This is a genomic window from Roseivivax sp. CAU 1761 (genome assembly GCF_054482755.1).
Genome location: NZ_JBTLRM010000005.1, coordinates 17,992 through 40,809, shown reverse-complemented (window position 1 = coordinate 40,809; position 22,818 = coordinate 17,992). Strand labels below are relative to the sequence as shown.

The window sequence follows — 22,818 nt, the reverse complement described above, 5'->3', positions numbered from 1 at the left end:
CTATGGAAATCCTGACGATCGAGACGCAACCCATCGACGGCCAGAAGCCCGGCACGTCGGGCCTGCGCAAGAAGACCCGCACCTTCATGGAGCGCCACTACCTCGAGAATTTCGTCGAGGCGATCTGGCAGGGCATCGGCGGCGTCGCCGGCAAGACGCTGGTGCTGGGCGGCGACGGCCGTTATTTCTCGGACCGCGCGGCCCAGGTGATCCTGCGCATGGCCGCGGCCTCGGGCGCCGCCAGGGTGATCGTCGGGCAGAACGCGCTGCTCTCCACCCCCGCCGCCTCGCACCTGATCCGCAAGAACGGCACCGATGGCGGCATCATCCTGTCGGCCTCGCACAATCCCGGCGGCACCGACGGCGATTTCGGGGTCAAGTTCAACACCGCCAATGGCGGCCCGGCGCCGGAATCGGTGACCGCCAGGATCCACGAGGCGACGCGGAGCCTCACGCAATACCGCATCATCGAGGCGCATGACGTCGACCTCGCCACCATCGGCACGCGGACGCTCGCCAACATGGAGATCGAGGTCGTCGACCCGGTCGCCGATTACGCCGACCTGATGGCGGAGATCTTCGACTTCGACGCCCTGCGGCGGCTCTTCGAAGGCGGCTTCCGGATGCGCTTCGACGCCATGCACGCGGTGACCGGCCCCTATGCCCGCGCCATCCTCGAGGGGCATCTGGGCGCGCCCGAGGGCACCGTCGTCAACGGCGAGCCGAGCCGCGATTTCGGCGGCGGCCATCCCGACCCGAACCCGATCTGGGCCAAGGAGCTGATGGACGCGATGCATGGGCCCGACGCGCCGGATTTCGGCGCCGCCTCCGACGGCGACGGCGACCGCAACATGATCGTCGGGCGCGACTGCTACGTCACGCCGTCGGATTCGGTGGCAGTGTTGGCGGCCAATGCCACGCTGGTGCCGGGCTATCGCGGCGGGCTCAAGGGCGTGGCGCGCTCCATGCCGACCTCGCGGGCACTCGACCGCGTGGCGCTGCGGCTCGATTGCGACTGTTACGAGACGCCCACCGGCTGGAAGTTCTTCGGCAACCTTCTCGATGCCGGGCGGGCCACGCTCTGCGGCGAGGAAAGCGCCGGCACCGGGTCCGACCACGTGCGCGAGAAGGACGGGCTCTGGGCGGTGCTGTTCTGGCTCAACATCCTCGCCGAGCGGAAGATCTCCGTGGCCGAGCTGATGGCCGAGCACTGGCGCACCTACGGGCGCAACTACTATTCCCGCCACGATTACGAGGCCGTGGACAGCGACGCCGCCAACGCGCTGATGGACGACCTGCGGGCCCGCCTGCCGGACCTGCCGGGCCAGGAGGTCGCCGGCCAGAAGATCGAGGCCGCCGACGAGTTCGCCTATGACGACCCGGTCGACGGCAGCCGCGCCGAGGCCCAGGGCCTGCGCGTCACCACCGCCACCGGCGGCCGCATCGTGTTCCGTCTGTCGGGCACCGGCACCGAGGGCGCGACGCTGCGGGTCTACCTCGAGCAGGTCGAGACCGATCCGGCACAGCTCGACCGCGACCCGCAGGCGGCGCTGGCCGCGATCATCGCCGCCGCCGACGAGCTTGCCGGCATCCGCAGCCGCACCGGCCGCAGCGCCCCCGACGTCATCACCTGAACGCCCCGAAAGGACAGGTTCCGCCATGCCCATCGCCGACCGCATCGCCTTCGACGAGGACGCCGCCGCGGCCCGCGCCGCCGCCTGCGAGGAGGCGCTGATCAGCGCGCCGTCGCGGTTCGAGGCCGAGCAGCGCATCGCCCGCTGGCTGGGCGGCCATATCGACGCGGATGGGCTGGCAGAGTTCGGCTTCTGGGTGCCGGAGCTGCAGGATCTGCGGGTGCCTTCGGGCGACATCTTTCTCGAGATCCTCGCCCCCGTGGAACCGCTCGACCTGACCCGCGCGCACCAGGACCTGCGCTTCGAGCGCGCCATGGTGCCGGTGATCCGGACCGAGAACCACTGCTTCGCCGCGGTCCGCGGCATGCGGGCCGGGCGGCGCGACCGGATCGGCGATTTCTACGCCCTGTCCTGGCGCGACAGCGACGACCGCTGGCACCGCATCCTCGACCCGCTGGCGGCCTCCCTGCCGTTCGGCGCGCTGGCCCCGGCCGAGCTCTACGACCTCGCGGCGATGCAGGCCGGGCGCGCCGACCGGGCCTACTGGCAGGGCCTCGCCGGGGCCGAGACGGTCAAGCTGGGCCCGGTGTCCAACATCCTGCAGATCCACGTGCCCACCGGCACGGCCGGCGGCACCCTGGCGTCGCTGACCCGGCAGTTCGAACGGCTGGCCGAGCGCGTCAATCGCGGCTTGCCGCTGGACCCGGCGGATCAGATCTATCTCGGCTACGAGGCGGTCCAGCTGCTGCCGGTCGAGCCCACCACGGTCTACGAGACCGGGCACGATTTCTGGCAGGAAAGCGGCTCCGATGCCGCCGGCGTGACGGTGTCGCTGCGCCGTCCCGACACCACCAACTGGGGCTACGACAACCTGATCGCGGGCCAGGCGGCGGTGAACCCGGTGCTTTTGGAAAGCGGTCGCCCGGACGAGCTGGTGGACTTCGCCGCGGCGCTGCACAATTTCCCCGGCGCGCCCAAGAAGCTGATCTTCGACGTGGTCTTCGGCCATGCCGACAACCAGGGCCAGCGGGCGCTGAACGGGCATTTCTTCGCCGGGCCCAACATGTACGGCCAGAACCTCGACTACCAGAACCCGGCGGTGCGGGCGATCCTGCTGGAGATGCAGCGGCGCAAGGTCGATTACGGCGCCGACGGCGTCCGCGTCGACGGCGCGCAGGACTTCAAGTGGTGGGATGCCGGGGCGCAGGAGCTGCGCCACGACGACGCCTATCTCCAGGCGATGGCCGATGTCGAACAGGAGGTCGCCGGCACCCGCTACCGGCCCTGGATGATCTTCGAGGATGGCCGCCCCTGGCCCGAGGCCGATTGGGAACTGTCCTCGACCTACCGCTCGGTGATCGAGGCGCAGCGCGACGACGACGTGTTCCAGTGGGGACCGCTGACCTTCGCGCACAACACGCCCTTCCTCTACACGTTCTGGCTGGGCAAGTACTGGCGCATCCGCGAATGCCTGTCGGTCGGCGCCAACTGGATCTCGGGCACCTCGAACCACGACACCCTGCGCCGCGGCACCCAGGTCAGCCCGGAGATGAACATCAACACCCGGCTCGGCCACACGCGGATGGAGATCCTCGACAAGGCCTATGACAACCCGGCGGCGCACACGCTGACCTACGCGGTGCTGCCCGGGGTGCCGATGGATTTCCTCAACGCGCTGGCCCGCGCCTCCTGGGGCTTCATCCGCAACCAGGACGACCGCTACGGCGTCAAGGTCGTGGCCGAGGAGGCGATCAGCCTGAAATGGCAGGTTGACGAATATTCCTACTCGATCCCGTCGAACTTCCGCCGGCTCAAGGAGCTGGGCTTCGCCACCCGGGCCGATCTGGCGCGGTTCTGCGAATTCCTGCCGGCGCTGGTGAAGGTGACGGAATACGATCTCGAGGACATCGCGCGGCTGCTCAACGCCACCGATCCCAAGCTCGCCGGGCCCGACAGCTACAGCGTCGCGACGCTGAAGGAGGTGGCCCGGGCCTGGATGGACGACATGCACGATTACTGCAACATCAGCCATTCGCTGGGCGGGCTCGACCCGGTGCAGGTCGAGTTTGCCCTGGGCCTGCGCGACTTCCGTGCCGCCCGGCCCTGGCTGCGGCAGAATTTCGGCCCGCGCGACCGCTTCGGCTATCTCGAACCGCTGGACGGCCGCACCGTCTTCACCGCGCTGCGCCACGGCCCGGACGGCGAACAGGTCTTCGCGATCATCCACATGGAGGGCAAGGAGACGCCCGATCTGGACCCGCTGCGCCTGCACATCCCGGGGCTCGAGGGGCTGGGCTGGACCTGCGCCCTGCGGTCCCCGGGCATCGGCGGCGACTACATTTCCGGGCCGATCGTCCTGCGCGATTCCATGGCGCTGGTCTTCACCCGGCAGGGCTGAGGCGGCGGCGGCGCGCCGGTCAGAGCAGCACGCGGTGCTCGCGCTGGCCGGTGAAGCCCATCGGCACCGAGAAGGTCACGCCGGCCAGCGGGTCGTCCTGCGGCGCCCCGTCGGCCGCGGAGGTGACGAAGAGGATGTTGAGCTCCGGCCCGCCGAAGGCCGGGCAGCTCACCTGGCCGGCGGCGAGCCCCGCCGCGGTCATGAACTTGCCCTCGGGGTTGTAGCAGGCCACCCGCCCGGCGCCCCATTGCGCGTTCCAGAGATTGCCGCGGCTGTCGATCACCGCGCCGTCGGGCCGCAGCCCTTCCGGCGAGAGATCGACGAAGGTCTCGGGGTCGCCCTTCGGCCAGCCCTCGTGATCGAGCGCGACGCGCCGGATGATCATGGTGGGCGTGTCGGTGAAATAGGCGTAGCGCCCCTCGGGGCAGAAGCAGATGGCGTTCGGGATCGTCAGCCGGTCGTAGAGCCTGCGCAGCTCGCCGCGGAAATAGCGGTAGATCGCCCCGGCGCCGGAGCGCCCGTCCTTGGCCATGGTGCCGATCCAGAAGCCGCCCATCGGATCGGCGCGCCCGTCATTGGAGCGCAGGTCGGGGGCGTCGGCCGCCAGCGGCACCAGCGATTCCTCCTCCCCCGAGGCGGTGTCGAACAGGAACAGGTCGGTCTCGCTGGCGATCAGCAGGCGGCCGCTCTCGACCCAGCCGGCGGCCGAGACCGCGCGGTCGAAGCTCCAGTGCTGCTCCGCGCCCTCGGTCTGGCGCCGGTGCAGCCGGCCGCGCAGGATGTCGAACCAGTAGAGCGCGTCTTCCCAAGGGTGCCAGAGCGGCCCTTCGCCAAGCTCGCAGACGGTATCGCTGAAGATGAGATGTCCCATTCGGTTCGGCCCCTCCCGGATGCCGGACCACCTTGGCGCAGCCATGACGGGAAGGCCAGAGCCCCTCCTCCGCCGAGCGCTGCAACGCCCGGGCGCATCGCAACATCGCCGGGGCCGGGCCTCAGACCGGCATCCGTCCGTCCCCGGCCGGGCGCTCGGTTGCCGCCGGCGCCGGGGCCACTTCCCGCGTCCCGAGATCGACGCGGTCCTGCCGCACCTGGACGACGAGCAGGCCCAGCATGATCAGCAGGGCCAGGATCACTGCCTTCAGCAGGGTGAAATTCGTTCCGTAATGCATTCTCCGCCTCCTCTGCGGGTGCATCTCCAGCATCGCAGGCCGGCGGGGTCCGGGCAAATCACGTCCGCGCGCCGCCTCGGCGCTCCGGCGCCGGGCGCGGTGGGCCAATGAGCGCCGTTCTGCCGAAGCCGGGCGGTCAAAGATGCAGCACGGAAACATCTATGGCCCGGGCGCATTGGACGGGTGCGAAACCAGTCACAGGAGACTTTCATGTTCCGCAAGTTCACTGCCGCCGCCCTCGTTTCCGCCATGGGCCTCGCCGCAGCTCCGGCCTTCGCGCAGGACGTCAATGCCAGCCCGAAGGTCAACGCGAACAACCTGGTCAACGTGAACGTCGAGAATGTCGCCAACGACCTCGCCGAGAACCTGAGCGTCGACGTCTCCGACATCCCGGTCACCGTGCAGGCCCCGATCGGCGTGGCCGCGAATGTCTGCGACGTGGATGCCAACGTCCTCGCCCAGGGCGGCGAAGACGCCCCGGCGGATTGCGACGCCAAGAACACCTCCCAGGCACTGTCCCAGGTGGTGAAGAAGCAGATGGGCGGCTGATCCCCGTCCGGTGCAACCTCGTGAGCGACGGGCCGGCGCGGGACTTCCCGGGCCGGCCCATTGCATGCGCGCCGCGCCGCTGCGCTGCGCGCTCGGGCGCGATGCGATCGGGCTTGCCGCGGCCCGCGGCATCGGCTAATCCGGGCCGAGATGCGGGTGTAGCTCAATGGTAGAGCAGCAGCTTCCCAAGCTGACGACGAGGGTTCGATTCCCTTCACCCGCTCCATCCCCTACCGATCTCCGCCCTCCACCCCGCACGCTGCGGAACCGCGGCCTTGGCGCCTTGGTTCTCACTGTGACCGGGCGCGCCGCGCGGCGTCCATTTCGGCTGCGCGATCCGCGACGAGGAAGACGGGGAACAGGGCGATGATGATCGGACGTTTGGGCGGTTTGGGCGCGCTGGTGACCTTTGCGGCGGGGCTCGTGGGCACCCTGAACATCCTCAACCTCTACCTCACCCCCGAGGCGCCGCTCGCCGGCACCACCGCGGCGCTGACCATGACCGTGGCGGCGGGAGCGGTGGCGCTGGCCGGGGCGGCGATGTATTGGGGCGATGCGCCGCGCTGGCGCTGGATCGCGCTCGCCCTCGCCCTCACGACGCTTCTCGCGGCGCTGGTCCACGGCACGCATTGGCTGATCCTCGCCATGGCCCTGGCCTGTCTCGGGGTGCTGCTGAACGCGCTGGCCGCGCCGTTCCGCCGCCGCGCCTGAGCCACCTCCGGCGCTCAGACCCGCTCGGCCAGCCGCGCGACGCGGCGGCGCAGCTCGTCGGTGATCGCCCCGCCCCGCGGCGCATCCGCCAGCCCCTGTAGCATCGTCCGGTCGGGGCGCGCCCGCCGCGGCCAGTCGAGCCCGCCCAGAACGGCGCGCGCCGGCTCGGACAGGAGCGGCGGCGGGGAATGGCCCGCAAGCTCCCCCCAGATGCGGGCCCAGAGCCGCGCCGTGCTCCACGGGTTGTAGCCGCCGCCGCCCGATACCACGAGCCGCGGGGCGAGCGGCCGCAGCGCCCGGAGCGCCGCCAGATGCGCGTTGTTCGACAGGCCGAGCCGGGCCAGCGGATCCTCGGCCAAGGCATCGGCGCCGCATTGCAGGAAGATCGCGTCCGGCCGGAAGCCCGCCACCGCCGGCAGGATCACCCGGTCGAGGACCAGGGCGAACTCGTCGTCGTGGAAGCCGCGCGGCACCGGCAGGTTGAAGGCTGCGCCGCCCGCCCTGTCTTCGAGCGCCCCGGTGAAAGGCCAGCGGCCCTCCTCGTGGACCGAGATCACCCGCACCCGGTCGGAGCCGCGGAACGCCAGTTCGACGCCGTCGCCGTGATGCGCGTCCAGATCGACATACGCGACGCGCCCGCAGCCGAGCGCGAGCAGCCGCCGGATCGTCACTACCGGCTCGTTGAGATAGCAGAACCCCGCGGCCCGGTCGGGCAGGCCGTGATGGGTGCCGCCGCCGGGGTTGAAGACCGCCGGAACCCCGCCCATCAGCAGCTCCGCGGCCAGCAGCCCGCCGCCCACCGCGGTGGCGGGGCGCCGGAACATGGCCGGGTAGACCGGGTTCGACAGCGTGCCGAGCCCGTGCCGCGTCCGGGTGCCGGCATCGACCTCCTGGCTCCGCTCGGCCCGCATCAAGGCGGCGACGTAATCGGGATGGTGAAAGCCGGTCAGCGCCGCGGGCTTGGCCCGGGGGCTGGTGCGGTAGGACGCCGCCGGCAGCCAGCCGAGCGCCCGGCAGAGATCGGTGACCGCCGGCACCCGGGCGATGGCGAGCGGATGGCGCGGCGCGAAGGCCGGCGCGCGGTAGATCGTCGAGCCGATGAAGAGCGCGGAGGTCATCGCCTCCGTGCCGGCCGGTGCGGAGCGACGCCGCGCCGGCGGGACCCCGAAGGGATTACCAGCGCAGCACCACCGCGCCCCAGGCCAGGCCGCCGCCGATGGCCTCGGTGACGATCAGGTCGCCGCGCTTGATCTGGCCGCGCGCGACCCCCACCGACAGCGCCAGCGGGATCGAGGCGGCGGAGGTGTTGCCGTGATCCTGGACGGTGACCACCACCCGCTCCATCGGCAGGCCGAGCTTCTTGGCGGTGCCCTGGATGATGCGGATATTGGCCTGGTGCGGCACCACCCAGTCGACATCGCTGCCGGTCAGCCCGACCTTATCCAGCGCCGTCTCGGCGGTCTGCGCGAGCTTCTCGACGGCGTGGCGGAAGACCTCGCGGCCCTGCATCCGCAGATGCCCGGTGGTCTGGGTCGAGACGCCGCCATCGACGAAGAGGATGTCGCGGTGGCGGCCGTCGGAATTCAGGTCGGTGGCCAGGATGCCGCGATCGCTGGCGGCACCCTCGCCCTCCTGCGCCTCGAGGATCAGCGCCCCGGCGCCGTCGCCGAACAGCACGCAGGTCGAACGGTCGGTCCAGTCCATGATCTTCGAGAAGGTCTCGGCGCCGATCACCAGCACCCGCCGCGCCTGGCCCGACAGGATCATGCCATGCGCGGTGCTGAGCGCGTAGACGAAGCCCGCGCAGACCGCCTGGATGTCGAAGGCGAAGCCGCGCGTCATGCCGAGGGCCGATTGCACCATGGTGGCCGCCGAGGGGAAGGTGAGATCCGGCGTCGAGGTGGCGACGATCACCGCGTCGAGATCGTCGGGCGCGAAGCCGGCATCCGCGAGCGCCGCCTCGGCGGCGCGGGTGGCCAGCACCGAGGTGGTCTCGCCCTCCTCGGCGAAGTGCCGGCGCTCGATCCCCGAGCGGGCGCGGATCCATTCGTCGGTGGTGTCGAGCGTGCGCTCGAAGGCCGCGTTCTCGACGACCTTCTTCGGCAGGTAGTGGCCGCATCCCGCGACCACGGCACGTAACGTCATGAGTTGGTCCCGTCCTTCGCGCCGGATTCCGGCGCTGCGGCATCGTGGGCAAGCTCGGCCGCGGATGCAACCCGGGCCGCCAGCTTGTCCGAGAAGCCCGATTGCGCCAGCCGGAAGGCCAGCTTCACTGCCGCCGAGACGCCGGTCGCGTCGGCCGCGCCGTGCGACTTCACCACGGTGCCGTTGAGCCCGAGAAAGACCCCGCCATTGACGCGGCGCGGGTCGATGCGCTTCTGCAGGCGCTTCAGCGAGGTCAGCGCCAGCACCGAGGCGATGCGCGACAGCGGCGAATAGGCGAAGGCCTCGCGCAGCAGGTCGCCGACCAGCCGCGCGGTGCCCTCGCCGGTCTTCAGCGCGACATTGCCGGTGAAGCCGTCGGTGACGATGACATCGGCCTTCTGGCCCGGGATGTCGCCGCCCTCGACGAAGCCCACGAACTCGAAATTCGCCCGCGACGCGGTGCGCTCCATCAGGTCATGCGCCGCCTTGAGTTCGGCGCGGCCCTTGTGCTCTTCGGTGCCGACATTGAGCAGGCCGACCCGCGGCCGCTCCAGCGCCAGCCCGTTGCGGGCATAGGAGGCGCCCATCAGCGCGTATTGCAGCAGATCCTCGTCGTCGGCGCGGATATCGGCGCCGACATCGAGCATGATGTTGAAGCCCTGGGGGTTGCGCGACGGCCAGAGCACCGCGATGGCCGGGCGGTTGACCCCCGGCAGCTTGCGCAGGCGCACCATCGACATCGCCATCAGCGCGCCGGTATTGCCGCAGCTCACCGCCACGGTGGCCTCGCCGCCGCGCACCGCGTCGAGCGTCGACCACATCGACGTGTCCTTGCCGCGGCGCATCACCTGGCTCGGCTTGTCGTCCATGGTGACGACGCCCTGGGCGTCGCGGATCTCGCAGCGCCCATCGAGGTGACGGGCGACCTGCCGCCTGGCAACCAGCTTCTCCAGTTCGGCCCGGGGGCCGTGCAGGATGAAGCGGATGTCGGGATTCTTCTTCGCCGATTCGGCGATACCGGCGACCACGGCCGACGGGCCGCGATCCCCGCCCATCGCGTCGACGGAAATCACCACCTGCCCCTGGCCCGCCTCCGGTCGATCCTGCCTCGAGGTCATGGAAGGTGGCCTGTTGCAGCTGTTACGCGGCGTCTTCGTCCAGATCGATCTCGTCGGCCGTCGCCACGACCTCACGGTCGGCGTAGTGGCCGCAGGACGGGCAGACGTGGTGCGGGCGCTTCAGCTCGCCGCAATTGCTGCACTCGTTCGGGTTCGCCGCGGAGAGCGAATCGTGCGCACGACGCTTGTTGCGGCGCGACTTGGAAACCTTGTTCTGTTGGACGGCCATGTCTCAACCCCGGATGGTTCGGGCCCCCGCAGGGGCGTGTTTCGTGTGCTCCGACCCCGCCGGCGCAGACGCGCTCCCGGGGATCATCGGAATCCCCGCGCTCTTAGTGCCGAAGCCGGGCCGGAAGCAACCCTTATTCTCGCGTGAGGGCGCGACCATTGCGATTGCCGCGGCGCGCGCAAGCGCCGCATGCGGCCTAGCGCTCCTCGGGCTCCTCGCCGTCTCCCGCCAGCCGCTCGCGCAGTCCGGCGAGCCCGGCGAACGGCTTGGTCTCCTCGGCGCGGATCGGCGCGGCGCCGGCCGGCCGGGCCTCGACCTCGCCCATCTCGACACCCGGGGCGCGCGGGAAGTCGGGCGCCGCGAGGAGCAGCGCCTCGGCCATCACCGCGGCCGGGTCGATGACCGCCCCGAGCGGCTCGACGGTGTCATCCTCGGGCATCTCGGTCTCCGAGCCGGGTTCCGGCGCGCTGATCCGTTCCGCCGGCAGGAACAGCCGCTCGACCTCGGTGTCGATGCGGGTGGTGACGGGCTCCAGCGTGACCCCGCATTCCTGCACCACGGTGGCGCCGAGGGCGCCGGTCAGTCGGAAGCCCTGCTTGCCGCGCGGCACGATCTCGCCCGAGAAGGCGAGCTTGCGCAGCGCCTGGAAGCCCAGCGTTTCGGCCAGCGCGGCACGCGCCGCCCCGTCCGGCGCAACGGCAAAAGCGGTGGGCCGCGCCTGCGACAGGTCCGCGGTCCGGAACGGCCCGGGAGAGCCTTGGGCAGCAGTCATGACGGGACCCCTTCCTCTGCTTGATCGCCACGATTTCCTTCTGTAAGCGGAATAAAAGGCGAAAACGTCCAATGACAAGAGGGGCGGCATGCTCGGCAAGGGCTCTATCATCCGGCGCGCGGGCCGGGTCGCATGCGCGGCCGGCCTGCTGACGCTTGCCGCCTGCTCGGCGCAGTTCCGCAATCACGGCTACGTTCCCGAGGAGCGTGAACTGGCCGAGCTGGTGCCCGGGATCGACACCCGCGCCACCGTCGAATCCTCGGTCGGCGTGCCCGGCGTGACCGGGCTCAGCGACGGCGCCGGCTATTATTACGTGGCGTCGCGGATGCGGCACTTCGCCTGGCAGGAGCCCGAGATCGTCGACCGCGAGGTGGTGGCGATCACCTTCGCCGCCGACGACACCGTCGCGGGCATCGAGCGTTACGGGCTGGAGCATGGCCGCGTCGTGCCGCTGTCGCGCCGGGTGACCCGCTCCGGCGGCGGCGACATCAGCTTCATCCGCAAGCTGTTCGGCAATATCGGGCGGCTCGACACCACGGAACTGCTGCGCTCGCAGTGAGCCGGGCCGAGGCCCTGCCGCCGGATCTGGTGCGCGGCCGCTACCGGGTGCGGGCGGCGCGCGACGCCGCCGACCGGACCGCGGCGCTGGCCCTGCGCAGCAGCGCCTTCCGGCCCCGCGCCGCGGCCGCCGATGCCGATGCCGACCGCCATGACGCGGCGAGCCAGCACATGCTGGTGGAGCCGCGCGAGGGCGGCGCGCCGCGCGCGGTGTTCCGCCTGCGGTCCTGGCACGGCACCGAGATCACGCAGTCCTATGCCGGGCAATTCTACGACCTGACGCGCCTCGGCGCCTTCCCGGCGCCGATGCTGGAGCTCGGGCGCTTCTGCCTCAGTCCGGGCCGGCCCGATCCCGACCTTCTGCGCCTCGCCTGGGCGGCGATCGGTGCCGAGGTCGACCGCCGGGGCGCCGGGCTGCTCTTCGGCTGCGCCTCCTTCGTCGGCGCCGACCCGGCGCGCCATGTCGGCGCCCTGGCGGCGCTGGCCAAGGATCATATGGCGCCCGAGCGCTGGCGCCCCGCCCCCGGCCCGGCGCCGGTCCACCGCTTTGCCGCCCGGCCCGGCGGAGCGCCCGACCCCAGCGCCCTGCCGCCGCTTCTGCGCAGCTACCTGGCGCTCGGCGGCTGGGTCTCGGACTTCGCCGTCATCGATGCCGATCTCGACACGCTGCACGTCTTCGTCGGCGTCGAGGTGGCGCGCATCCCGCCCGGCCGGGCCCGGCTGCTGCGCGCGCTCGCCGCCGGCGATGCTTGACCGCGCCGCCGCCCGGCGCTAGCGGCGGCGCATGGCACAGGCACCCCTTCTGCAATTGTCCGACATCGCGCTGACCTTCGGCGGCGATCCGGTATTCTCCGACCTCTCGCTGGTGGTCCAGCCCGGCGACCGGGTGGCGCTGGTGGGCCGCAACGGCTCGGGCAAGTCGACCCTGATGAAGGTCATGTCGGGCCGCGTCGAGGCCGATGCCGGCACCCGCGTGGTGCCGCCGGGGATCAGCGTCGGCTACATGGAGCAGGACCCGGATTTCGCCGGCTTCGCCACGCTGGGCGACTATGCCGCCGAACGGCTCGATGCGGCCGAGGCCTGGCGCGTCGAGGCCGCGGCCGAGGGCCTCGCCTTCGATCCCGGCCGTGACACCGCCACCGCCTCGGGCGGCGAGCGGCGGCGCGCGGCGCTGGCGCGGATCATGGCCGAGGATCCGGACCTGATGCTGCTCGACGAGCCCACCAACCATCTCGACATCGCCGCCATCGGCTGGCTCGAGGAGACGCTGCGGGCGACCCGCAAGGCCTTCGTGCTGATCTCGCACGACCGCCGCTTCCTCAGCGAGCTGACCCGCGCCACGCTGTGGATCGACCGCGGCGCGGTGCGCCGGCAGGAGGCGGGCTTTGCCCAGTTCGAGGCCTGGCGCGACAAGGTCTGGGCCGAGGAGGACGCGCAGCGCCACAAGATGGACCGCAAGATCAAGGCCGAGGCCCGCTGGGCGGTCGAGGGCATCAGCGCCCGCCGCAAGCGCAACCAGGGCCGGGTCCGGGCGCTGCAGGACCTGCGCGCCGAGCGCGCCGCGATGATCCGCCGCCAGGGCACCGCGGCGATGGAGCTGGCCTCCGGGCCGACCTCCGGCAAGAAGGTCATCGAGGCCGAGCGGATCGCCAAGACCTATGACGGCCGCACCCTGCTCAGCGATTTCTCGCTGCGCGTGCTGCGCGGCGACCGGGTCGCCTTCGTCGGTCCGAACGGCGTGGGAAAGACCACGCTGATCAAGATGTTGACGGGCGAGGTTGAGCCGGATGCCGGGACCGTCAGCCTTGGCACCTCGCTGGTGCCGGCGGTCTTCGACCAGACCCGGGCGCGGCTCGATCCGGAGGCCAGCCTGTGGGAGAACCTGACCGGCGACCCGGAGATGCGGGTCTCGGGCAAGGCCGACCAGGTGCTGGTGCGCGGCGAGCCGCGCCACGTCGTGGCCTATCTCAAGGACTTCCTGTTCGACGAGGCGCGCGCCCGCGCGCCGGTGCGCTCGCTCTCGGGCGGCGAACGGGCGCGGCTGCTCCTCGCCAAGATCATGGCGCGGGAATCGAACCTCCTGGTGCTCGACGAGCCGACCAACGACCTCGACGTCGAGACGCTGGATCTGCTGCAGGATCTGCTGGGCGAGTATGACGGCACGGTGCTGCTGATCAGCCACGACCGCGACTTCCTCGACCGGGTGGCCACCACCACGGTGGCGATGGAGGGCGATGGCCGCGCCGTGGTCTATGCCGGTGGCTGGAGCGATTACCAGGCGCAACGCCGGGCCAGCGCCCCCGCGCCCGAGCCGGCCCGCAAACCCGCCAAGCCGGCCAGGCCCGCCCCGGCCGCGCCCGCGCCGTCCGCGCCGGCGGCCCAAGGGTCCGCCGCGACGGCCGGGCTGAGCTTTACCGAGCGCCACCGGCTGGCCGCGCTGCCCGACGAGATCGCCCGGCTCGAGGCCGAGATCGGCAAGCTGAACGCGCTGCTCGCCGATCCCGATCTCTTCAGCCGCGAGCCGGTGAAGTTCCGCAAGGCCGGCGAGGCGCTGGCCGAACGCCAGGTGAAACTCGCCGCCGCCGAGGAGGAATGGCTCGACCTGGCCGAACGCGCCGAAGGATGAGGCGGCGGGCGGATAATCCGCCGCTCCGGCCCCGCGCTGCAAGCCCTTGATATTGACTTTGAAAAGCCGCCGCCCCATGCTTCGCCAAACCGGGGAGGGATACGGATGGGTGAAAAAACGCTCACGCGGATGGATCTGAGCGAAGCCGTGTTCCGCGAGGTCGGATTGTCGCGCAACGAAAGCGCCGATCTGGTCGAGGCGGTGCTGCAGCACATGTCCGACGCCCTGGTGGCCGGCGAACAGGTGAAGATCTCGTCCTTCGGCACCTTCTCGGTGCGCGACAAGGCCGCCCGGATCGGCCGCAACCCTAAGACCGGCGAGGAGGTGCCCATCCAGCCCCGCCGCGTCCTGACCTTCCGGCCGTCGCATCTGATGAAGGACCGCGTCGCCGCCGGCAACAAACGCTGAGGCCTCGACCGATGACCAAATCCCCCGACGCCTTCCGCACCATCAGCGAGGTGGCGGAATGGCTCGACACGCCGGCCCACGTGCTGCGGTTCTGGGAGAGCAAGTTCACCCAGGTCAAGCCGGTGAAGCGCGCCGGCGGGCGGCGCTATTACCGGCCCTCCGACATGACGCTGCTGGGCGGCATCAAGCAGCTCCTGCACGAGGACGGCATGACCATCAAGGGCGTGCAGAAGCTGCTCTCGGAACGCGGCGTGAAGGCCGTGGCGGCGCTGTCGCCGCCGGTCGACCGCGACCAGGACGCGGACATCGCCGATGCGCCGATCGCGCTCGAGGCCGAGGAGGAGCAGCGCGAGGCCCGCGTGGTGCCCTTCGCCCCGGCCCCGCGCGCCGGCACGCGCACCCCGGCCCGCGCTCCGGTCGCGGCGGAGATGACCGACCCGCGGCCGGGCGGGGGGCGCGCCGAGGCCGGCGCCGAGCAGGGCGAGGACGAGGCGGCCCCGGCCGCGGAGGACGCGGCATCCGCGGCCCGGCCGGACGCCCCGGCGCCCGAAGCTGCCGCGCCGAGCGACGCGGATGCGGCCGGCCCGGCCCCCGCCCGCCCGGAGGGCGCCTCCGCGCAGCCGGACCTGCCGGATTTCCTGGCCCGGCCGTTCTCCGAACGCGCCGAGGCGCCCGATGAGCCCGCGGAGCCCGCCCCCGGACCGCTGCATTACCTTGGCCATCTGACCCGCATCGCCCCCGACCGGGCGCACGCCATGCGGCCGCTCGTGCAGCGGCTGGAACGGCTGTTCGACGGGGCGTGAGACGCGCCGCGATTTCCCTGCCGAAAGGGGTTGCCCCTGTCGGCAGAACCTGTAAACACACGGCGAAAGTCGGGCTATGGCGCAGCCTGGTAGCGCGTCCGTCTGGGGGACGGAAGGTCGCAGGTTCAAGTCCTGCTAGCCCGACCAAATTCTCCCAATTTCTCGCCGGACCGTCCGGCGCAGCCGTTCGGGTCCGGATCACGGACGCGCGCCGTCCGTATGGGGAGGTGCGATGACCGGGGTCCTAGCCAGCCAGCAGATCGAGACGCTCCTTGACCGGGGCGCCATCCGCAGCGATGCCCCGCCGGTGGCGGGCCAGGTCCAGCCGGCGAGCCTCGATCTCCGGCTCGGGCCGGTGGCGCACCGGGTCCGCGCCTCGTTCCTCGCCGGGGAGACCCGCAGCGTCGCCGAACGGCTCGCCGAGTTCGAGATGCACCGCGTCGATCTCGGCCCCGGCGCCGTGCTCGAGAAGGGCTGCGTCTACGTCGTGCCGCTGCAGGAGCATCTCGCCCTGCCCGAGGGCCTCTCGGCCGTGGCCAACGCCAAGTCCTCGACCGGCCGGCTCGACCTGCTCACCCGCACGATCACCGATGGCGGGACCGAGTTCGACCGCATCCCGGCGGGCTATCGCGGGCCGCTCTATGCCGAGATCTGCCCGCGCTCCTTCTCGGTGCTGGTGCGGCCCGGCATGCGGCTCAACCAGATCCGCTTCCGCGAGGGCCGCGCGCTGCTCGACGATGGCGAGCTCGAGGCGCTGCACGCCGCCGAGACCCTGGTCAGCGGCGGGCCGGCGGTGATCCGCGACGGGCTGGGCTTCTCGGTCGATCTGCGCCCCGAGCGCGGCGACCTCGTGGGCTACCGCGCCAAGCCGCATACCGGGGTGGTCGACCTCGACCGCGTCGGCCACTACCCGGCCGCCGAGTTCTGGGAAGAAGTGCGCAGCCGCGACGGGCGGATCATCCTCGACCCCGACGCCTTCTACATCCTGGTCAGCCGCGAGGCGGTGCACATCCCGCCGGGCTATGCCGCCGAAATGGCCCCCTATCTGGCCATGGTGGGCGAATTCCGCGTGCATTACGCGGGATTCTTCGATCCCGGTTTCGGACATGCCCCGGCCGGCGGCGGCGGCGCCCGCGGCGTGCTCGAGGTGCGCTGCCACGAGGCGCCCTTCGTGCTCGAACACGGCCAGGTCGTGGGCCGGCTGCTTTACGAAAGGATGGCGGAAACTCCGGCCCAGCTTTACGGCGCCGGCATTGCCTCCAACTACCAGGGTCAGGGGCTCAAGCTCGGAAAGCATTTCCGAATCTGAAACCGTTTGTTTCCGGGATCTTGCGGCCAATCTTCGCCGATGCCCCCGGGGATCGGCGAAATAGTTCCGATTTTCGGCATTCCTCCGCCTGCGCCGCGGAACCAGCCCCCGGATAGCTCGTTTGTCACACCGAAAGGCACTCGCCTTTTCATAAGACGATAGGAGTTATCCATGCTGTCTAAGAAAAATGTCGCGCTGTCTACGACCCTGATCGCCGGTCTTCTGGCCAGCCCCGCCTTGGCCGCCATGAGCGCCTCCGCCACCACCGATCTCAACTTCCGCTCCGGTCCCGGGCCGCAATACGAGATCCAGGGGGTCATTCCCGCCGAAACCGCAGTCGACGTGAATGGCTGCCTGGAGAACACCGAATGGTGCGAAGTCACCTTCGACGGTCAGACCGGCTGGGCCTATGCCGCCTACCTGACCACCCCGGTGGAGAACGAGCCGATGGTCCTGACCGAGGCGCCCTCCTCGGTGGAAATCCAGACCGTGACCTATGACGACGGCAACAAGGCCGTGGGCGGCAGCGCCGGCGCCGCTTGGGGTGCCGCTGCCGGGTCGTTGTTGGTCGGTGGCCCCGCCGCCGTCGCCGCAGGCGCGATCATCGGTGCCGCCACCGGTGCCGCCAGCACCGTAGAGGAGAAGACCGTGACCTATGTCCGCGAGAACCCGGTCGAGCCGGTCTATCTCAACGGCGAAGTGGCCGTCGGCGCCGGCATCCCGGAAGACATCGAGGTCTATTCGGTTCCGGAGAGCGACTTCTCCTACCTGAACGTGAACCAGCAGACCGTGGTCATCGACCCGGAGAACCGCCGCATCGTGCACGTGCTGCGCTGATCGCGATCTGACAGAGACCAAGAAAGCCCCGGCTTCGGCCGGGGCTTTTTTGCGTCCGAGCGCGCTCAATCCTCGAACAGCTCGCTCTGCCCGGTATCGGCGGCCTCCTCGGCATCGGCGTCGCCCTCGCCGAGCCGCGGCGCCATGTCGGGCGGCGGCCGGCTTTCCAGCAGGCCCGCGGCGCGCAACTCCTTGAGCCCGGGCAGGTCGCGCGCCGATTCCAGCCCGAAATGGTCGAGGAACCGGTCGGTCACCACGAAGGTCACCGGGCGGCCGGGCGTCATGCGGCGGCGGCCCAGCCGGATCCATTCCATCTCCATCAGCTGGTCGACGGTGCCGCGGCTGACCGTGACGCCGCGGATCTCCTCGATCTCGGCCCGTGTCACCGGCTGGTGGTAGGCGATGATCGCCAGCGTCTCGATGGCGGCGCGGCTGAGCTTGCGGGTCTCGACGGTCTCTTCGCGCATCAGGAAGCCGAGATCGGGCGCGGTGCGGAAGGCCCAGCCGTCGCCGGCCCGCATCAGGTGCACGCCGCGGCCCTCGTAGCGCCGGCGCAGCAGCGCCAGCGCCTCGGCGGCGTCCGAGCCGACCGGCAGCCGGTCGTTCAGCGCACGCACGCTCAGCGGCTCGGGGGCGGCGAAGAGCAGGGCCTCGACCATGCGCTCCTGCTCGGCCAGCGGCGGCGGCGGGAAGCTCCCGCCCGGCCGTGGCGCCCGCGCCGCCGCGCCGGCGGTGTCTTCCGGCTCGTCCTCGAACGCCTCGTCGCTCATCTGTCGCGCTCCCGGCGGCGCAGCTCGATCGGCGCGAAGGTGGCGGACTGGCGCAGTTCCACGCGGCCTTCCTTGACCAGTTCCAGCGACGCCGCGAAGGTCGCCGCGGTGGCCGAGCGGCGCTTGACCGGGTCGTCGCGCCAATCTTCCGGCAGGTAGCCCGCGATGTCGGTCCAGCTGCCGGCAAAGCCGATCAGCCCGCGCAGCCGCTCCAGCGCCTGCTCCATCGTGTAGATCCGGTCGCGGTCCAGCACGAAGGGGCGGAACTCGTCGCGGGTGCGCAGCCGCGCATAGGCCTGCATCAGCTCCAGCAGGGTGGCGCAGTAGGCCACCCGGCGCACCCGTTCCACCGGATCGGGGCCGCCGCGGGCAAAGACGTCACGGCCCAGCCGGTCGCGCGCCATCAGCCGCGCCGCGGCGTCGCGCATGGCCTGCAAACGCTCCAGCTGGAAGGCCAGATGCGCGGCCATCTCCTCGCCCGAGGGGCCCTCCTCCTCGGGATCGGGGGGCAACAGCAGGCGCGATTTCAGGAAGGCCAGCCAGGCCGCCATGACGAGGTAATCGGCGGCCAGCTCGATCCGCAGGTCGCGGGCATTCTCCACGAAGGCGAGGTATTGCCTAGCGAGGTCGAGCACCGAGATGCGGCGCAGATCGACCTTCTGGGTCCGCGACAGCGTCAGCAGCAGGTCGAGCGGCCCCTCGAAGCCGTCGACATCGACGATCAGCGCCTCGGCGGCCAGCCGGTCGGCCACGCTGAGATGCGCGATCTCCGCTCCGGGCTTGCCGCCCTGCCCTGAACCCTCGGCCTCGGTCATGCTGGCGCGGCCTCAGTCCCGTTCCGACGACAGGCCGTCAAGTTCGGCGCTCAGGCCCGCCAAGTCAAGTTCGGGCACCGTGGGCCGCGCCGCCAGCGCCGCCTCGGCCCGGGTCTGGGCCGCGGCGCTCATCGTGCCCGCCTCGGCCATCACCGCGGCGATCTCGGCGGCGTCGCCGTTGCAATGCAGGACCACGTCGCATCCGGCCGCGAGGCTGCGGCGCGCCCGGTCGGCGACGCTGCCCGACAGCGCCTGCATCGAGATGTCGTCGGTCATCAGCAGCCCGCCGAAGCCCAGATCGTCGCGGATCACGCCGATCATCCGTTCCGAGACGGTGGCCGGGCGGGCATCGAAGGCCTCGTAGACCAGATGCGCGGTCATCCCGAGCGGCAGGTCGGCAAAGGGCCGAAAGGCGGCGAAATCCACCGCCGCGAGCTCCTCGGCGCCGGCCCGGATGCGCGGCAGGTCGAGATGGCTGTCGGCCTCGGCCAGGCCGTGGCCCGGCAGGTGCTTGATGACCGGGAAGACGCCGCCGTCGAGGCAGCCCTGGGCCACCGCGCAGCCCATCTCGATGACCTCGGCGGCGGTTTCGCCGTAGCAGCGGTTGCGCAGGAAATGGTGGGTGTCCGGGCGCGCCACGTCGAGCATCGGGGCACAATTGCCGTCGATCCCGAGCGCCGTCAGCTCGGCCGAGATGATGCGGTAGCGCAGATACATGGCGCGGCCCGCCATTGCTCCGTACCGGCGCACGAAATAGAGCGGCGGCGCCCAGTCCCGCCCAAGCGGCGGGCGCAGGCGCTGCACCCGGCCGCCCTCCTGGTCGATGAAGATCGGCGCGTGCCAGCCCACCGCATCGCGCAGATCGGCGCACAGCGCGCGGATCTGCTCCGCGTCGCCGAGATTGCGGCCGAACAGGATGAAGCCGAACGGGTTGGCCTCGCGGAAGAGCCGCCGCTCCTCCGCGCCGAGATCGAGGCCGGCGCAGCCCAGGATGGCCGCCCCGAAGCGGCTCACCGGGTGACCACCGGGATGCAATCGGCCTTCTCGGCCACGAAGGCGGCGCAGAACCGGCGCGCATCCGACAGGTCGTCGAAGCCGTGCGCGCGCAGGCGGTAGAAGGTCTTGCCGCCCGAACTCGCCTGCTCGATCACCCGCACCTTGTTGGCCATGAAGGCCTCGAAGCGGCCGGACAGGCGCTGCCATTCGCGGCGCGCCGTCTCGGGGCTGTCGAAGGCCCCGAGCTGGACCAGCCGGGTGCCGGCCGACAGCGTCTCCGAGGCGATCTCCTTCACCGCCGCGGGTTCGGCCGGGCGGGCGCGTTCCGGGGCCAGCGCCACCGCGCGGTAGACCCCGGCCGGGCGGATCGACGGCCGCAGCGACACCGCGACGCCGGGCACCGAGGCCGGCACGATGGCCGCGGCGAGCACCGGCTGCGCAACGCCCAGCACCTCGGCCAGAACGGAATCGATGCTGGCGGCGGTCGCCTCGTCCTCGCGCGGCGGCTTCGGCGCCGCGGCGGCGAGGTCGCGCCCGGTGGGATCGGGATAGGCCGAGGCGGTCAGCTCCGACAGGCTGGGCAGCGGCGCCGGGCCGGGGGCGTCGGCCGCAGTCTCCTCGGCCTCCGCGGCGGCAAAGGCCGCCTGCGCCAGATCCTCGTCGCTGAGCCCGGCCATCTCGGGGGCCAGGCGCAGCGTCTCGGCCGAGCCCTCGGCCAGGCCGAGCCCCGCCACGGCGTTGACCGCGAGGCCCAGATGGTCGGCGAACCGGCCGCCGGGATCCTCGGGCGCCAGCCGCATCGGGCCCTCGGTGGCCAGCACCACCGGCACGCCCGAGACGTCGCGCAGCACCTGCTGTGTGCCCCAGACGCCGATGCCCAGCATCAGCGCCAGCGACATCACTGCGCCCGACCGCTTGGTCCAGCGCGCGATGCCGTCGATCATGCCCTGGGCCAATCCGTGACCGGGTGCGACGCCGGTCACCGGACCGGCCTGGTAGGTCTCCGCCATCACTGCCTCGCTTCGGCCCCTCCGGCGATCCGGGGCGGCCGCTGTCCTGCTCGATCTCGACCGCCGGCGGGCGCTGTTATCTCAGCGCATTTCCTCGACCGGGGTGACGCCCAAAATACCGAGGCCGGCCGAAATGACAACCGAGACCGCGCGCGCCAGCGCGATTTTGGCCGCCGACGTGTCCGGATCGCCGTCCTGCAGAAAGCGCAGAGCCGGCACGTCGTTGCCGCGGTTCCACAGGGTGTGGAATTCGGAGGCCAGGTCGTAGAGGTAGAAGGCCACGCGGTGCGGCTCGTGGCCCTTGGCGGCGATCTCCACCAGCCGCGGCCATTCCGCCAGCTTGCGCGCCACGGCGATCTCGGCGGCGTCCTCGAGCCGCGCCAGATCGGCCCCGGCCAGCGCCGCGTCGGAGACGTCGAGCCCGGCCTCGCGCGCCTTGCGCAGCACCGAATGCACCCGGGCATGGGCGTATTGCACGTAGAAGACCGGGTTTTCCTTCGACTGCTCCACCGCCTTGGCGAAGTCGAAGTCGAGCGCCGCGTCGTTCTTGCGGGTCAGCATCACGAAGCGGGTGACGTCGGCACCCACCTCCTCGACCACGTCGCGCAGGGTGACGAAGGTGCCGGCGCGCTTCGACATCTTGAAGGGCTCGCCGTTCTTGTAGAGCTTGACCAGCTGGCAGAGCTTGATGTCGAGCGGCACGCGGGCGTCCGACAGCGCCGCCACCGCCGCCTTCATGCGCTTGACGTAGCCGCCGTGATCGGCGCCGAAGACGTCGATCAGCAGGTCGTAGCCGCGGCTCACCTTGTCCCAGTGATAGGCGATGTCGGGGGCGAAATAGGTCCAGCCGCCATCCGATTTCATGATCGGGCGGTCGACGTCGTCGCCATGGGCGGTGGACTTGAAGAGCGTCTGCTCGCGCGGCTCCCAATCCTCCGGCAGCTTGCCCTTGGGGGGCTCCAGCGTGCCGCGGTAGATCAGGCCCTTGCCGCGCAGGGTCTCGATCGCCTCCTCGATGCGGCCGGTGCCGTAGAGCGACTTCTCCGAGAAGAAGCGGTCCATGCGCACGCCGAGGAGATGCAGGTCCTCGCGGATCAGGTCCATCATCTTCTCGGTGGCGAAGGCGCGCACGGTCTCCAGCCACTCGTCCTCGCCGGCATCGACGAAGGCGTCGCCGACCTCGTCCTTCAGCGCCTGCCCGACGGCGATCAGGTAATCGCCCGGATAGGTGCCGTCGGCGAACTCGACCTCGCGGCCATGCGCCTCGAGATAGCGCAGGTAGACCGAGCGGGCGAGCACGTCGACCTGGGCGCCGCCATCGTTGATGTAGTATTCGCGGGTGACCTCCCAGCCGGCATAATCCATCAGCGCCGCCAGCGCGTCGCCGAACACCGCGCCGCGGGTATGGCCGACATGCAGGGGCCCGGTCGGGTTGGCCGAGACGTATTCCACATTGACCCGGCGCCCCCGCCCCAGCGTGGCGCGGCCATAGGCCTCGCCGGCCTCCAGTACCGTGCGGGCGACACCCTGCCAGACCGCCGGGGCGAGCCGCAGGTTGATGAAGCCCGGCCCGGCCACCTCGGCCGAGACGATGCGCGGATCGGCGGCCAGCCGGGCGACCAGCGCCTCGGCGATGTCGCGCGGCTTGCGGCCCGCGGGCTTGGCCAGCACCATCGCGGCGTTGGTCGCCATGTCGCCGTGGCTGGCGTCGCGCGGCGGCTCCACCGTGACCGGCCCGAGATCGAGACCGCCGGGCAGCGCGCCCTCGGCCTCGAGCGCGCCGATCGCGCCGGTCACCAGCGTGCCGATTTCGGAAAAGAGGTTCATGAACGTCACCTTGATCTGCCGGCGGCGGTCATATCACGCGGGGGGGCGGGGTCAACGGCGCGGCCCGGGGCCGGGCGGCCGGGCCCGGATCGCCGGGACCGGGGGCGCAGACGGCCGGGGGCGCTCCTGCCCGG

23 protein-coding genes and 2 tRNA genes are annotated in these 22,818 nt (G+C 71.3%); 13 read left to right on the top strand and 12 right to left on the bottom strand.

The features are described 5' to 3' along the window. Window positions 1–2: 2 nt before the first annotated feature. On the top strand, window positions 3–1,634 hold the full coding sequence (locus ACXYMW_RS04975; RefSeq protein WP_459034193.1) for an alpha-D-glucose phosphate-specific phosphoglucomutase: 1,632 nt from the start codon (window positions 3–5) through the stop codon (window positions 1,632–1,634). Between the two features lie 25 nt (window positions 1,635–1,659). Beyond that, complete coding sequence (gene gghA, locus ACXYMW_RS04970; RefSeq protein ID WP_459034192.1) at window positions 1,660–4,032, top strand: glucosylglycerol hydrolase; 2,373 nt, start codon at window positions 1,660–1,662, stop codon at window positions 4,030–4,032. A gap of 19 nt (window positions 4,033–4,051) precedes the next feature. On the opposite strand, the gene ACXYMW_RS04965 is transcribed toward gghA, so the two are convergent. Next, window positions 4,052–4,903: an SMP-30/gluconolactonase/LRE family protein gene (locus tag ACXYMW_RS04965; RefSeq protein ID WP_459034191.1), complete on the bottom strand. Its 852-nt coding sequence runs from the start codon at window positions 4,901–4,903 to the stop codon at window positions 4,052–4,054. 121 nt (window positions 4,904–5,024) lie between these two features. Next, a complete protein-coding gene (locus ACXYMW_RS04960; protein WP_459034190.1) occupies window positions 5,025–5,201 on the bottom strand; it encodes a hypothetical protein in 177 nt (58 codons plus the stop codon). A 210-nt stretch (window positions 5,202–5,411) separates the two neighbouring features. Between ACXYMW_RS04960 and ACXYMW_RS04955 the strand changes: the two genes are divergently transcribed. The 3 genes from ACXYMW_RS04955 to ACXYMW_RS04945 all read left to right on the top strand — a co-directional run bounded on the left by ACXYMW_RS04955 (window position 5,412) and on the right by ACXYMW_RS04945 (window position 6,461). After that, the gene (locus ACXYMW_RS04955; protein WP_459034189.1) at window positions 5,412–5,750 is read left to right on the top strand and encodes a hypothetical protein; all 339 of its coding nucleotides are present in this window, start codon (window positions 5,412–5,414) and stop codon (window positions 5,748–5,750) included. Window positions 5,751–5,902: 152 nt separating this feature from the next. After that, window positions 5,903–5,976, top strand: a tRNA-Gly gene (locus tag ACXYMW_RS04950). Between the two features lie 140 nt (window positions 5,977–6,116). Further along, window positions 6,117–6,461, top strand: coding sequence for a hypothetical protein (locus tag ACXYMW_RS04945; protein WP_459034188.1), 345 nt, complete (start codon window positions 6,117–6,119; stop codon window positions 6,459–6,461). A 14-nt stretch (window positions 6,462–6,475) separates the two neighbouring features. On the opposite strand, the gene ACXYMW_RS04940 is transcribed toward ACXYMW_RS04945, so the two are convergent. The 5 genes from ACXYMW_RS04940 to ACXYMW_RS04920 all read right to left on the bottom strand — a co-directional run bounded on the left by ACXYMW_RS04940 (window position 6,476) and on the right by ACXYMW_RS04920 (window position 10,725). Further along, window positions 6,476–7,579 (bottom strand): acetoin utilization protein AcuC, encoded by a 1,104-nt coding sequence (locus ACXYMW_RS04940; RefSeq protein ID WP_459034187.1) that lies wholly within the window; start codon window positions 7,577–7,579, stop codon window positions 6,476–6,478. A gap of 55 nt (window positions 7,580–7,634) precedes the next feature. Next, window positions 7,635–8,606 (bottom strand): beta-ketoacyl-ACP synthase III, encoded by a 972-nt coding sequence (locus ACXYMW_RS04935; protein ID WP_459034186.1) that lies wholly within the window; start codon window positions 8,604–8,606, stop codon window positions 7,635–7,637. Continuing rightward, window positions 8,603–9,724: a phosphate acyltransferase PlsX gene (gene plsX, locus ACXYMW_RS04930; RefSeq protein ID WP_459034185.1), complete on the bottom strand. Its 1,122-nt coding sequence runs from the start codon at window positions 9,722–9,724 to the stop codon at window positions 8,603–8,605. Before plsX ends, ACXYMW_RS04935 begins: the two co-directional genes overlap by 4 nt. A gap of 22 nt (window positions 9,725–9,746) precedes the next feature. After that, window positions 9,747–9,953 (bottom strand): 50S ribosomal protein L32, encoded by a 207-nt coding sequence (gene rpmF, locus ACXYMW_RS04925; protein WP_459034184.1) that lies wholly within the window; start codon window positions 9,951–9,953, stop codon window positions 9,747–9,749. A 196-nt stretch (window positions 9,954–10,149) separates the two neighbouring features. Then, a complete protein-coding gene (locus ACXYMW_RS04920) occupies window positions 10,150–10,725 on the bottom strand; it encodes a YceD family protein (RefSeq protein WP_459034183.1) in 576 nt (191 codons plus the stop codon). Window positions 10,726–10,813: 88 nt separating this feature from the next. Here ACXYMW_RS04920 and ACXYMW_RS04915 point away from each other — a divergent pair, with 88 nt between their 5' ends. From ACXYMW_RS04915 to ACXYMW_RS04880, 8 genes are all read left to right on the top strand, one after another. Continuing rightward, entirely contained in the window at window positions 10,814–11,284 is a 471-nt protein-coding gene (locus tag ACXYMW_RS04915) for an outer membrane protein assembly factor BamE (protein ID WP_459034182.1), read from the top strand. Beyond that, window positions 11,281–12,036, top strand: a complete 756-nt coding sequence (locus ACXYMW_RS04910; RefSeq protein WP_459034181.1) for a GNAT family N-acyltransferase — start codon at window positions 11,281–11,283, stop codon at window positions 12,034–12,036. The genes ACXYMW_RS04915 and ACXYMW_RS04910 overlap by 4 nt, the downstream gene beginning before the upstream one ends. A 31-nt stretch (window positions 12,037–12,067) precedes the next feature. Further along, window positions 12,068–13,909, top strand: coding sequence for an ABC-F family ATP-binding cassette domain-containing protein (locus tag ACXYMW_RS04905; protein ID WP_459034180.1), 1,842 nt, complete (start codon window positions 12,068–12,070; stop codon window positions 13,907–13,909). 105 nt (window positions 13,910–14,014) lie between these two features. After that, window positions 14,015–14,317 (top strand): integration host factor subunit alpha, encoded by a 303-nt coding sequence (ihfA, locus tag ACXYMW_RS04900; protein ID WP_459034179.1) that lies wholly within the window; start codon window positions 14,015–14,017, stop codon window positions 14,315–14,317. Window positions 14,318–14,328: 11 nt separating this feature from the next. Beyond that, window positions 14,329–15,120, top strand: a complete 792-nt coding sequence (locus tag ACXYMW_RS04895; RefSeq protein ID WP_459034178.1) for a MerR family transcriptional regulator — start codon at window positions 14,329–14,331, stop codon at window positions 15,118–15,120. A 70-nt stretch (window positions 15,121–15,190) separates the two neighbouring features. Then, window positions 15,191–15,267: transfer RNA gene (locus tag ACXYMW_RS04890), tRNA-Pro, on the top strand. Between the two features lie 85 nt (window positions 15,268–15,352). After that, window positions 15,353–16,429, top strand: coding sequence for a 2'-deoxycytidine 5'-triphosphate deaminase (locus ACXYMW_RS04885; protein WP_459034177.1), 1,077 nt, complete (start codon window positions 15,353–15,355; stop codon window positions 16,427–16,429). 171 nt (window positions 16,430–16,600) lie between these two features. After that, the gene (locus ACXYMW_RS04880) at window positions 16,601–17,266 is read left to right on the top strand and encodes a DUF1236 domain-containing protein (protein WP_459034176.1); all 666 of its coding nucleotides are present in this window, start codon (window positions 16,601–16,603) and stop codon (window positions 17,264–17,266) included. 65 nt (window positions 17,267–17,331) lie between these two features. On the opposite strand, the gene scpB is transcribed toward ACXYMW_RS04880, so the two are convergent. The 5 genes from scpB to argS all read right to left on the bottom strand — a co-directional run bounded on the left by scpB (window position 17,332) and on the right by argS (window position 22,684). Then, window positions 17,332–18,036 carry an SMC-Scp complex subunit ScpB gene (gene scpB, locus ACXYMW_RS04875; protein WP_459034175.1) on the bottom strand — a complete coding sequence of 235 codons (705 nt, stop codon included), beginning with the start codon at window positions 18,034–18,036 and terminating at the stop codon, window positions 17,332–17,334. After that, complete coding sequence (locus ACXYMW_RS04870) at window positions 18,033–18,851, bottom strand: segregation and condensation protein A (RefSeq protein WP_459034174.1); 819 nt, start codon at window positions 18,849–18,851, stop codon at window positions 18,033–18,035. Before ACXYMW_RS04870 ends, scpB begins: the two co-directional genes overlap by 4 nt. A 12-nt stretch (window positions 18,852–18,863) precedes the next feature. Next, the gene (locus ACXYMW_RS04865) at window positions 18,864–19,865 is read right to left on the bottom strand and encodes a glycoside hydrolase family 3 N-terminal domain-containing protein (protein WP_459034173.1); all 1,002 of its coding nucleotides are present in this window, start codon (window positions 19,863–19,865) and stop codon (window positions 18,864–18,866) included. Beyond that, window positions 19,862–20,857, bottom strand: a complete 996-nt coding sequence (locus ACXYMW_RS04860) for an SPOR domain-containing protein (protein WP_459034172.1) — start codon at window positions 20,855–20,857, stop codon at window positions 19,862–19,864. Before ACXYMW_RS04860 ends, ACXYMW_RS04865 begins: the two co-directional genes overlap by 4 nt. Window positions 20,858–20,938: 81 nt before the next feature. Then, window positions 20,939–22,684, bottom strand: coding sequence for an arginine--tRNA ligase (gene argS, locus ACXYMW_RS04855; RefSeq protein ID WP_459034171.1), 1,746 nt, complete (start codon window positions 22,682–22,684; stop codon window positions 20,939–20,941). Window positions 22,685–22,818: the final 134 nt, after the last annotated feature.